Origin of the sequence: Mycobacterium sp. 852002-51163_SCH5372311 (assembly GCF_001667115.1) — a bacterium.
Taxonomy (GTDB): domain Bacteria; phylum Actinomycetota; class Actinomycetes; order Mycobacteriales; family Mycobacteriaceae; genus Mycobacterium.
Genome location: NZ_LZIJ01000173.1, coordinates 34,418 through 46,748, shown reverse-complemented (window position 1 = coordinate 46,748; position 12,331 = coordinate 34,418). Strand labels below are relative to the sequence as shown.

At 65.1% G+C, this 12,331-nt stretch carries 6 protein-coding genes; 2 read left to right on the top strand and 4 right to left on the bottom strand.

The features are described from left to right. Positions 1–899: lysine 6-monooxygenase (locus A5791_RS26885; RefSeq protein WP_082967041.1), on the top strand; the 899-nt coding region annotated here is incomplete at its 5' end. A 443-nt stretch (positions 900–1,342) separates the two neighbouring features. Here A5791_RS26885 and nbtC read toward each other — a convergent pair. Genes nbtC through A5791_RS20315 form a run of 4 tightly spaced genes read right to left on the bottom strand, consistent with a single transcriptional unit; the run spans position 1,343 to position 7,058 of the window. Then, positions 1,343–4,357, bottom strand: coding sequence for a nocobactin polyketide synthase NbtC (gene nbtC / locus A5791_RS20330; RefSeq protein WP_369828108.1), 3,015 nt, complete (start codon positions 4,355–4,357; stop codon positions 1,343–1,345). A gap of 25 nt (positions 4,358–4,382) precedes the next feature. Next, positions 4,383–5,708, bottom strand: a complete 1,326-nt coding sequence (locus A5791_RS20325; protein ID WP_082967040.1) for a polyketide synthase — start codon at positions 5,706–5,708, stop codon at positions 4,383–4,385. Next, the gene (locus tag A5791_RS20320) at positions 5,705–6,463 is read right to left on the bottom strand and encodes a thioesterase II family protein (RefSeq protein WP_067240649.1); all 759 of its coding nucleotides are present in this window, start codon (positions 6,461–6,463) and stop codon (positions 5,705–5,707) included. Before A5791_RS20320 ends, A5791_RS20325 begins: the two co-directional genes overlap by 4 nt. A gap of 28 nt (positions 6,464–6,491) precedes the next feature. Continuing rightward, positions 6,492–7,058: a GNAT family N-acetyltransferase gene (locus A5791_RS20315; protein ID WP_067240647.1), complete on the bottom strand. Its 567-nt coding sequence runs from the start codon at positions 7,056–7,058 to the stop codon at positions 6,492–6,494. A 169-nt stretch (positions 7,059–7,227) separates the two neighbouring features. Between A5791_RS20315 and A5791_RS20310 the strand changes: the two genes are divergently transcribed. Further along, a complete protein-coding gene (locus tag A5791_RS20310; RefSeq protein ID WP_067240656.1) occupies positions 7,228–12,327 on the top strand; it encodes a non-ribosomal peptide synthetase in 5,100 nt (1,699 codons plus the stop codon). Positions 12,328–12,331 lie beyond the last annotated feature (4 nt).

The window sequence follows — 12,331 nt, the reverse complement described above, 5'->3', positions numbered from 1 at the left end:
ATTGTGGTGTCGTTCGCGGCGAAGTGGTTCAGCTTTCGGTGGCCGGACCGCGGTGGGAGTTGCAGACGCCCGAGGCACGGTTGTCCGCCGATGCGGTCATGATCACCGGGCCCGGCCAAGCGGAGCGTTGTATCCGTCCGGGCGATCCGCGAGTGCTGTCCATCGCGCAGTTCTGGGAGCGTGCCTCGCGGCACGACCGCATCGTCGCCGAAAACGTGGCAGTCGTCGGCGGGGGCGAGACCGCCGCGTCGATGCTCAATGAGCTTTTCCACCACAGAGTTTCGTCGATCACGGCTATCTCGCCGCAAGCAACTCTGTTCACCCGCGGGGAAGGCTTCTTCGAGAACTCGCTGTTCTCCGATCCCACCGGCTGGCGCAGCCTCAGCCAAGCCGAGCGACGCGATTGCATTGCCCGTACCGACCGGGGGGTCTTCTCGGCCCGAGTTCAAGAGTCATTGCTGGCCGACGAGAGAATCAAGCATCTGCGCGGGCGCGTCGTTCGCGTGGCAGATCGGGACAGCACGATCTGGATCACGCTGTGTACCGACCGCTCCGGAGAGCCATTGGAGACACTGCACCGCTTCGACCTCGTCATCGACGGATCCGGCGCTGACGCACTGTGGTTCATGCCGCTGTTCAGCCCCGATGCCGTGGATTTGATGGAGCTCGGATTGGGCGGCCCGCTGACGGGTGAGCGGCTGGAGGAGTCGATCGGTCACGACTTGGCCGTTGCCGGTATCACGCCGAAACTGATTCTCCCAAACCTTTCTGGCCTCAATGAGGGCCCTGGATTTCCGAATCTGAGCTGCCTGGGACTGATGTCCGACCGGGTGCTGGGAGCGCACATCGGGGTAGCCGACGCGTCCCCGGTGGAAAGCGGTGAGTACCAATCCGTTTGACATATAGCGAGGCATGACGAGCAGACGCAAAAGCTCCCAGCCTAGCGTTCATCGTAAGTCCGGCTGGTCGCAACGCCGCCGCGTGTGCCTTTTTGTCCGCCTCAGCGCGACAACTACTGCACACCAAATGATTTGTCGGCGCGAGGCGGAAAAGGGCCCATGTCAATGTGTTCGCGAGTTTCTCCCAGGTTTGAGAGTGAATGCATGGCTTTGGGTGTGCATCCTTGGCTTTGGGTGTGCAGCCTGGGTGGAAAATCGCGCCGATTCCCGCCCTACAGTCACACCGAAAGCCGTCAGTTCACTCCGAAAGCCGTCAGTTCATCCCCGCGCAGTGTGCACATCCTCCCTGTCCGGAGATTGCAGTGACGGGCGGGCCCGGGGATGCGCCGACCGCCATGCAAGAGCTCTAGCTTACGGCCAAAATACCGTTTTGCGTCTGCCCGCTAGCCGCCCAGCTTGGCCAGGACATCTGCAATCGTCGCCCCACCCAAGAGATCCGACACCTCCAGATCGTGATCGAACTCGACCTTGACCCGACGGCGCAGCTCAAGGGCCTGCAATGAATCCAAGCCGATCGCGACCATAGGCATTGTGGTGTCGATGTTCTCGGCGCGGCCTTCACCGATGGCCGCCGCAAGCAGTCCGAGCAGCCGACGCGAGATATCCCTTTTGGGCGCAGGCGCTTTGACTTCGCTGGACCGCGATTCTGGCTGCGTCAGCTGGGATATCAAGGGCCTGTAGCCGTAGGCCTCCAGTATCGGGCGCGCGCGGTCGAAGTCGTACGCCAGGATGATGGCATTCTCGTGAAACCGTTTGGTGCCCAATGCGAGCGCGTCAGCGGGTTTCATCGGAATGACACCGATTGCATCGAGTTGCGCCGTGCTGGTTGCATCCAGATCGAAGTGGACTGTCCATTGCCCCCACTGCACAGAAACGCAATCCAGGCCTTCGGTGCGGAGGCGGTGCGCCATGGCATCGAGCATTCGATTGGCAGCGGCGTAGACGACTTGGCCGCGACCGCCGATCGTCGCCCTTGCCGAGGAGCAGAGCACGACCCGACATTTGTCGGTCCGGGGATACGTCTCGAGTACCCGTGCGATCCCGACGACTTTGGCCCTCAACGCCCGGTCGACCTTCTCGGCGGTGATCTCGCTGAGTTCGACGGCCGAATAGTCCACCGCGGCGTGGATTATCAGATCTGCCGGCGTGTCGCAGTGTTCGGCCGCCAGTTGCACCACCGCCGCTTCGTCGCTCACGTCGCACCGAGCGACACGGACGTCAGTGGTTGTGGCGGAACGGATTTCACGCAGTCGATCCGTAACGCCGGCGACCGCGTCGCCCGACCTGCTCACCAAGGTGATCCGTCGCGCCCCGCGCCGGGCGAAGTGATCGCAGAACTCCAGCCCCAGGTTGCCGGTGCCGCCGATGATCAGCGCATGCTCGGGTGCGGTGTCGTCGGGTTCGGGCACGGGTTCGCCTTCGACGATCCGCTTAGCGTAGAGACCGCCGTTGCGCAGCGCCAGCTCCGTTTCTTTTCCGGTGTGCAGCGCAGCGATGATCGCTTCGGACGCCTCTGATTTCGACGCTTCTGCCGGCAGATCGAGGTGTTTGAACCCCTTGCCCGGATGGTCCGCACCGATGCTCCGGAAGCCGGCGCTCGCCGCCGCGTGGACGGGATCAGGTGGCACGTCTGCGGCCACGACTGTCTCGCCGCCGATCGTCATCAGCCAGTAGTCGGTGATCGCGTCGACGACGCCCGGCCACCACGTTCGATGGGAAAAGAACGTCGTAACCTCGGCCGCGGCGGCGTAGTCGTCCAGCCTGGGGGAGTGGGGAAGGAGGATGACCAACGTGTTGAGATCGGCTGGGACGCTGTCGGCGTCGACCTGCCGAGCCGTGGCGCCGATGTCTTCGGCGGCGCGCTGCAGGGCGGAGGCCAGTTCCGCGTGGGATCCGGTGTGATCGACGATGCCGATGGCCCGAGGCGCTACCAGCGAGCGTTGCGATAGCCGTACCCACTTCTCGACGAAGAGCCGAGCCGGTGTGGCTTCGGGGGTTGGCTCCGGAGTCGCTGCCGGGGAAAGTACCGGGCGGTACAACTGCCACAGCCGCACCTCGCGCATGCGAGTGTTTGGGAAATCGGTCAACGGCAACGGGATTGGGCCGTCGGGCTCGGCGCCCAGGCACTCCCACCGATAGTTCAGGTCGTGCACGGCAATCTGCGCGAGATTGCGGGTGAACTCGCGCAGATCCGTGGCCGTCCGCTGTGAGGTGCCGACAACCCGGGTGGTGCGTTCGTGTTCGTCGTGCAGAACGGCGAGATTTTCTTCAATCGCCAGCTGCAGTGTGGGATGCTCGGCCAGTTCGACATAGGTGTCGATGCCCAGGGCCACCGCGGCGGCGATCGCCTTGTCGAACCGAACGGTGTTGCGCAGGTTCAGGAACCAATAGTGTTCGAGCGAAAGCTCTGGCGTGATGGGAGTGCCGAGGGTGGCGCCCAGGCAGTCGATGTCGGTGTCGAGAAACTTCTGATTCTGCAGTTCGCGTTGCGTAACAGCGCGCACCTTTTCGGCGAGCGCATTGATCACGCTGGTGTGCGCGGGATAGTGGACGCGGATGACCCGCGCGAAGGTGCCGCGGTCGGTTAGCGTGTCGACGATGTCCTGCACCGTTTCCCGATCACCCGAGATTCCCACCATGCCGGGTGAGTTGATTACCGACAGCTGTGCCCACCCGGAGCGGCGCGCCAGCAGGTCCTCGCAGGTGTCGCGGTCGGAGGCGACGACGGCCATTGCGTAGTCTCCGGATTCGAACTCGTCGGCCGCATGCGCGCGTATCCCGACGATGCTGGCGGCGTCGTCCAGGGTGATCATGCCGGCCACGTAGGCTGCGGCGATCTCGCCCTGGCTGTGTCCGACGGTGGCCTTTGGCGTGATCCCGAATGATCGCCACGTCGCGGCCAGTCCGGCCATCTGGGTGAACAGCGCCGGCTGCACGGTGCGGGCGTCGTCTTGGGCCGAAGCATGTTCGTCGAGCAGGTATTCCAGCGGTGACTCGTCGAAGCGATTCGCGAAGGCCGCGGCGCAGCGATCTACTTCGGTGCGGAAAGCCGGGATCGAAGCGTAGAAGAGCCGGCCCATCCCCGGACGCTGGGCGCCTTGCCCGGGAAAGACGTAGGCGAGCCGGCACTCCATCGCGGCCGCGTCGGTGTGTACCACCGTGGGATGTTCGAGGCCATCGAGCACCGCGCGCAGGGCGCCGAGCATTTCGTCGCGGCCGGTCACCATGGCCAGTGCCCGGTGCCGGCGGGTGAGGCGCGTCCGGAACAGCATGTCGGCGATCGCCTGCGGCTCCACTGCGGGATGCTCTGTCGCATACGAAAGCAGGGCCGCCACCTCGCCGTGGAGCAACTCGGTGGTATCCGCGGACAGCAGAACGGGAATGCTCCCGTCCGGCAGCCGATAGGTAAGCGGCTTCACCTGCTCACTCCCCGCCGCTCGCGGGCATGGCAATGATCGCGTGCGCATTGGAGCCTCCCGCGCCGAACGACGAGGCAGCGCCGTAGCGGATGCCGTCTTTCGGCTCCCAGGGGTGCAGTTTCGTGGCGAGGCGCAGGCCCGTCACATCCCAGTCGACGGTCTTGGTTGGGTTGTCGGAGAACAGGGTTGGCGGAATATGACCGTGCTGCCCCGCGAGGAGCAACTTGATCAGTCCGAGGATGCCGGACGCGGCTTGCGCGTGGCCGACATTCGACTTGATCGAACCCAGCAGCGCCTCGGATCCCGCCGCGCCGTAGGTGTTGTGCAGCGCGGTCAACTCCTGGGGGTCGCCTGCCGGAGTGGCGGTGCCATGTCCTTCGACCATGCCGACGTCGGCGGGGTCGATTCCCGACGCGTCGATGGTCTTGCGCACCAACTGCTCCTGCGCGCGCCCCCGGGGCACCAGGATCGGCTTGCCCTTGCCGTTGTGGTTGGTGCGGATGGCCAGAATGCGGCCGTAGATCCGGTGCCCCAACTGTCTTGCTCGCGATTCACGTTCGACGACAACCATTCCCGCGCCTTCACCCCAGACGGTCCCGCTGGCGTCGTCGGAGTAGGCGCGGCAATGGCCGTCCACGGATATGGCATTGAGTCGGGAGAACTCGTAGAACGCCGTCGGCTCTCCCAGAACGCATGCGGCTCCGGCAATTGCCCAATCGCACTCGTCGAGTTGAATCGCGTTGGCTGCCAGTTGCACTGCCGTCAACGAGGATGCGCACGCCGAATCCACGGTCATCGACGGGCCCACCAGGCCAAGGCAGTGCGAGATCCGGCCGGCGCCGCCCAGCTGTCCCATGCCGACGGTCCGAAATCCCGTGTAATCGTCAGCCACGGCCGTGCGCGAGCCGTATTCGGTCATCGACATTCCGACGAAGCAGCCGCCTTCGGATCCGTCGAGCATGCCGGGATTGATTCCGGAGTTCTCCAGTGCCTGCCACGCCACCCGCATCGCGACGCGTTGCTGTGGGTGCATGACCGTTGCCTCGTGATCGGTGAGGCCGAAGAAGGACGGATCGAATGTCGCTGCGCCGTCGAGAAATCCGCCGGAATCACAGACCTGGCGCCAGCCTTCCGCAACCCGGGACGCCGACAGCAGATCGTCGACCGTCCAGCCCCGATCCCGTGGGAACGGGCCGAGTAGCTCCCGCGCTTCGGCGAGTGCCGACCACAGCGCGCCCGGGCTGTCTATCCCGCCCGGCGCCTCGACCGCCATCCCGGAGATGACGATCGGATCGGTTGCCGATGCGACGGCAGCACCCCGGTCGCTCAAGTTGTCTGCTCGCACTGGGCGTTCGAGACCAACAGCTCTGCGACGGCGTCGATGTGTGACTGCAGGTAGAAGTGGCCGCCGTCGAACATCGTGACATCGACGGAGTCGGTGTGTTTGCCCCATCCGTACAGATCGCCCAGCGTGATATACGGGTCCTGGTCACCGCCCATCGCGTGGATCGCGGCGGCGACCTTGACGTCGTCCGCGCACGAGTAGGCGTCGAAGGCCTGGTAATCCGCTTTGATCACGGGAAGCGCCAACCTCATCAGGGCGCGGTTCGCCATCACATCCGAGTCGGTACCCTCGAGCGCCGCGAGATGGTTGAGGATTTCCTCGTCGTCTCTGGGATGTGGTGGCTTGCCGGCGACGTTGCTCGGTGCAACCGCCGCCGAAACGTTGAGCCGTCGCACATCGATGCCCGTGTCTTCCGCGAGCCGGACGAACTCGAACGCGACCAGCGCGCCCATGCTGTGACCGAATGTGACGATCGGCAGGCCACGATTGTGATCCGAGGTCGAGAAGTCGCCGAATGCTCCGGCGGCGATCTCAGGAAGCGTGAGCAGCGACGCTTCGGCTGCCCGGTCCTGGCGACCCGGATACTGGAAGATGATCACGTTGAACTTCGGGCTGAGCAGCTTCGAGAATTCGCGGTAGGCGGATGCGCCCGCACCGGCATGCGGGAAAACCAGCAGGGGCAGGCTGTCGGGCGACTCTGGTGCGTGGAACTGCCTGATCCAGCCCAGTGTGCGCGGCATGGCTGCTACCTCTCTATTCGGGCGCGGGTTATCGGGTCTGGTCGCGCTCGAGGATCATGAGCGCGGCGCGCTTGTTCGGCAGATCCAAATCCGCGGCCCGCCGCCACCCGAGACCTTCGAGAATGCGAATCACCCGCGTGTTTTCGACATCAGGTTCGGCGACCACGCGGGTGCGCGGATCTCGACTCAGCAGCCGGGTCGAGACCGCCCGAATCAGGCCAGCGGCCAGTCTGCGTCCACGGCATTCGGCGGGACCCAGCAGCATATGCAGACCCACGTCGTGCTCCTGCGCGGCGTAGTGCTGGGCGAGCGGGTCAAGATCGGCGCAGTAAGCCTCCCAGTAGCTCATCGGGACGCCGTTGAGAAAGCCCAGGTACGGTGTCGAGTGCAGACTGGTGTCTTGTCGATGCAGGTAGGACGCTATTTCATGCAGAGGCCACGGCATCTTCCAAAACCGGGCCACCTCCGGATCGTTCATCCACGAGTGGACGAGTTCCAGGTCCTGGTGCGGGTCGGCCCGGCGCAGCGAGAAATTCCCCGCGAACACCTGATGGTCCAGTGCGGCGGCGTAGCGCCGCGAGGCCGGCGAGCTCACCGATTACCTCCCGTACCTCCGGTACCTCCTAGCCGCGACGGCCGCAAGACCTATGCAACTTAGCGAAGGCTAACATAAGCTGCTGAACTTGTAATCGGTCGCGGCGACAGCGGACCGAAACATGGGCCCGGCCCTGGCCGGCAGTGCAGAGTTGAAGGGTTTCGCGGTGATGGCAGACGACGCCAAGACGTTGCAGGAACGTCGCCGCGAGCTGTTGCGCAGACGCGTCGCCGAAAGCGGTTTGGCCGCCGGTGGACGGATCGCCCAACCGCGCGTGTGTGCCGGTGAGCGTTATCCGCTGTCGGCCGGTCAGCGCCGCATGTGGTTCCTGCAGACGATGGACCCGACCGACTCCACCCTGAACATCTGTGTCGCCTACCGACTGACGGGTGCCCTTGACGAGGCCCGTCTGCATTCGGCTTTCCAACAAGTCGCCGGCCGCCATGCCATTTTGCGTACCGGCTACGGGGTGGACTCCGAAGGCGAGCCGTACCAAGTGTTTTCCGACAACGTCGAAATCACTTGGCAGGTAGTGGATCTGACTGATCTGTCGCCAGGCGATCGCGATGAGCGGATCGAGGCTCTGGCGCGGGAGGAGTTCGGCCGGCCATTCCACCTGATCGACGAGTTGCCGTTGCGCCTCACCCTAATCCGCGCGGGTGCAGGCGAATTCGTGCTGCTGCTGGTCGTGCACCACATCAGTTGGGACGACGACTCGTGGGCCGTTCTCGCCCAGGACCTGAGTGCGGCCTACAACGGTCGGCAACCGAGTCGCCCGGACGATCAAGTACCGCAGTACGTCGTGGTTGAGGTGCTCGATGCGCCTGCCGAACCCACGATGGCCGATGTCGGCTACTGGGCTGACGTCTTGCGTCCGCTACCCGAACCGCTGCAGCTGCCCGGGGTGGCCGCCGCGCACGCGTCGCGGCAGGCGCACCGTCGCACCACGGCGTTGCCCGCCGAGCTGTTCGGCCGGGTCGAGGACTTTGCCCGCGCGCATTCCGCGTCGCCGTTCATGGTGCTGCTGGCGGCGTACGCAGTGCTGGTGCGTCGGTACACCGGAGCACCGGATTTCCTGATCTCGGTGCCGGTGACCGATCGCCGGGCCGCGGCCGAGGGCGCCGTCGGGTATTTCGGCAACACGCTGCTGTTGCGGATAGCCACGCGCCCGACGGAAACCTTCACCTCGTTCGTCGGCGCGGTGCGTGAAACGTGCCTTGCCGGTTTCGCTCACCAGGCGGTCGGCATCGATCGGGTGGTGCGCGAGGCCAATCCGGAGCGGATGGGCCACGACGGCATGGACCAGCTTGTCCGACTGGGCTTTTCCATGCGTAAAAGCGCCGCCGGATTTGCGCTCGACGGCGTGACTGTGCGCCAACTCGAACTGGGCGCGGTGACCGCGCATCTACCGCTCTCCCTTTCCGTCGTGCTCGACACGCAAGTGCTCATCGAGTTCGAATACCAAACCGATGTGCTGAATTCGGCGCTCGTCGAGCAGATGCTGACTCACTACGCACAGCTGCTGGACAACGCACTGGCTCAGCCGCAGCGTCGCCTCACCAGTCTGGACATGCTCGGCACCGGCGAACGCGAAACGGTGCTTGCGCAGTCGCACGGTGAACTCGTCGCCATCCCCGCCACCACGATCGTCGCGCTCGTCGAAGACACGGCGGTTGCGACTCCGGGCGCGACGGCGCTGGTCTCCGACGAGGACGAACTGACGTACGCCGAGTTGCATCGGCGCTCGAATCGCTTGGCGCGCTGGCTGATCGACCAGGGATTCGGTACCGAGGACATCGTCGGCCTGCGCATGACCACGTCGTTCGACTTCATCGTCGCGATGCTCGCTGTGCTGAAGGCCGGCGCGGCGTACCTGCCGATCGATCCGGCTTACCCGGCCGACCGCATCGACTACCTGATCGCGGATGCCCACCCCCGTGCGGTGATCGGCCCGAACGAGTTCGGCACCGCGCAAACGGCCGCCGCGCGGTTGTCGGACGCGCCGGTCACAGACGACGACCGGGTTCGTCCATTACGTCCAGAAAATCTGGCCTACGTCATCTACACGTCCGGCTCCACCGGCAAGCCCAAAGGCGTGGCCGTCTCGCATCGCGCGATCGCCGAGCACGTCGAATCCTTCGTCGCCGAGTGGAGCATCACCGCCGAAGACCGGTTGCTGCAGTCCTCGTCGGTCAGCTTCGACGCCTCGCTCTCCGACATCCTTATCCCGTTGACGCTGGGCGGAACGCTCGTCGTACCTAAGCCGGATGCGTTCGGCGACATCGCTTATGTTGCTGGGCTGATCAGCCGACACCGTGTGACCGTGCTGCACATGGTGCCGTCCATGCTCAGCACCGTCTTGCTGATGCCGCAGGTTCTCGGCGTTTTGGATGAGAGTGACGCATGGCGCCAACTGCGCCACGTACCAGTGGGTGGCGAAGCGCTGGCGGGTGAGGTGGCCGAGAAATTCACCGGCTACTTCGACGCGCAATTGCGTAATCACTACGGCCCGACCGAGGCCGTGGTCTGCGCTACGCACATGGATGTCAAGGGATCACACGGCGCGCGGGTGGTGCCGATCGGCGTGCCGAACCGCAACGTCTACGCCTACGTGCTGGACGAGGAGTTGCAACCCGTACCTGCCGAGGTGATCGGTGAGCTGTACCTCGGGGGTGTGCAGTTGGCGCGCGGGTACCTGGGGCGTCCGGCGCTGACCGCGCAGCGATTCGTCGCCGACCCGTTCAACCCGGGCATGCGTCTGTACCGATCGGGAGACCTGGTCCGTCGCAACATCTCTGGCGACCTGGAATTCGTGGGCCGCGCCGACGAACAGGTCAAGGTTCGCGGCTTCCGCATCGAGCTCGGTGAAGTCGAGTCGGTGATCGCGGCACATCCTGCGGTGCGGCACTGCCTCGTCGTCACCGAAGAGAACGAAGCCGGACCCATGCTCGCCGCTTACCTGGTGCCTGTGACTGATGAAGGATCCGGCGCCACAAGCTCTTTGGGAGAGCTGGACCTGGACCGAATCCGCGCACACGCCGCGTCGGTACTACCCGAATACATGGTTCCCACCGCGTTCGCGGTGATCCCCGAGATCCCGCTCACCGTGAGCGGCAAGCTGGACAAGCGGGCGCTGCCGGCGCCAACTCCGGTCGCGGTTCGTCGTTACCGCGAGCCCGCCACGCCTACCGAGCGCCGCATGTGCTCGATCTTCGCCCGCATGTTCGGATGGGACCGAATCGGCGCCGAAGACTCGTTCTTCGGGCTGGGCGGGCATTCACTGCTGGCGGCGCGGCTGGTGGCACAGATCCGCGCGGAGTTCGGCGTGGAGCTGACCGTTCGCGCCGTGTTCGACACGCCGACTCCGGCCGGGTTGGCCGCTCGGCTGGTCGAACAGTTCCGCTCGGAATTCGACATCGACCTGGATGAGATCGACGAGCTTGAAACACTTTACGACGGAGAGGAATTCACCGACGACGGGCCCCTCGACTCCTCATACACATCGCAGCCGGGGCGGCCGCAGCTTGCCGGTGCCGTTCGCACAGAGCGGCTGCCGTTGTCCTACTCGCAGCTCGCGATGTGGTTCCAGTACCGGATGGAGGGTGCACGCGACGGATTCAACCTGCCCTTTGCGTTGCGCTTCAGCGGCCCGCTGGACGCTGCCGCGCTGACCCAAGCGCTCAACGACGTGGTGGGCCGTCATGAGGCATTGCGCACCAATTTCGCTGAGTACCAGGGCGTTCCATATCAGTTTGTGCACCCGGTTCTGCGGGTCGGGATTCCGGTGCTCAACGTCTCCGCTGAACAATTCGACGAGACCGTGACCGCGCTGCGCCGGCATGTGTTCACGCCGGAGGCCGGCCCGCTGCTAAAGGGCACGCTGCTGGAACTCGGCCCGGAAAATCATGTGCTGCTGCTGCTGGTCCACCACATCGTGAGTGATCACGCTTCACTCGGCATCGTTTTCGACGACCTCGTCACCGCCTACCGCGCGCGGGTGGAGGGTCGGGCGCCGCACTGGCCAGATTTGCCCATCCAGTTCGCGGATTATGCGCTGTGGCAACGAAGTGCATTCGACACCGAATGGGGGCAGGCCGAGCTGGCCTACTGGCGGGAGGCGTTGGCCGGGCTGCCCGACGAGATCTCGGTCGCTTCGGACCACACCCGCCCGTCGGTGCTCGGAAAACACGGCACAGTGGTCACTTTCACCGTGTCTGCGGCGCGTCGCGGAGCGCTCACCCAACTGGCCGAGCAGAACGGCGCCACCGAGTTCATGGTCTACCAGGCCGTCCTTGCGGTACTGCTGCACAAGTTCGGCGGCGGCACGGACATCCCGGTCGGCAGCCCGGTCGCATCGCGGATCGATTCGGCCACCCACCATCTGATTGGTCTGTTCGCCAACATGGTGGTGCTGCGCAACAACCTGTCCGGCGATCCAAGTCCGCGCACGATGATCGCGCGCAGCCGGGATGCGGTGCTGGACGCGTTCGCGCATCAGGAATTGCCCATCGAGCGCTTGGTCGAGGCCCTCAACCCACCTCGCTCGCGATCCCGAAATCCGTTGTTCCAGAACATGCTGCACTTCCGCGGCGAGGATTGGGCCCTCGTCCCGCGCGACCTCAGCGCGGAAACAACCGTCGTCCCACTTCGGATGGACTTCGAGGTGTCGCTGCTGGACCTGGACCTCGGCATGACGGTGACGCCGGACGGCGAGCTCGAGGTACGGGTGGTAGCCAATGCCGATCTCTACCAGCCCGACACCGTGGCGCTCATCGCCGATGCCCTCGACCGCACGCTCGACGCCTTCGCGACGACGCCGGATGCCCGGGTGTCCACGCTGCAGTTGCTGCCCGGGGCGGACATGGCGAAGCTGCTCGCTGCACCAGAGCCGGCACCGCGACCGCAACCCGCCGTCAGCGGTTCGGTGAAGAGTCCGGAAACCCTACGGGCCCTCATCGGGTTGCTGGAGGAGTTGCTGGACATCACCGGTGTGGATGCCGAGGACAACTTCTTCGCTCTCGGCGGCGACAGCATCGTCTCGATCAAATGGTCCGCTCAGGCCAATGCGCAGGGGCTGCCGTTGACCCCACCCATGGTGTTCGAGCACCCGACGATCGCCGAGTTGGCCGCCGCAGTCGAGGTCGCCGCGGATCAGCCTGTGGCCGTTGAGGGTTCGGCGCCGACGCAGGACTACACGCCGATGAGTGCCTCGGGCCTGAGCCCCGACGCGCTGGCCGATCTCACCGCATCATGGCACCAGCAGTCGTGACTGA

Excerpts from the sequence above, each read along its gene's own strand:
- A5791_RS20320 (WP_067240649.1), bottom strand. The coding sequence starts at position 6,463 with ATGCCGCGCACACTGGGCTGGATCAGGCAGTTCCACGCACCAGAGTCG.
- A5791_RS20310 (WP_067240656.1), top strand. The coding sequence starts at position 7,228 with ATGGCAGACGACGCCAAGACGTTGCAGGAACGTCGCCGCGAGCTGTTG.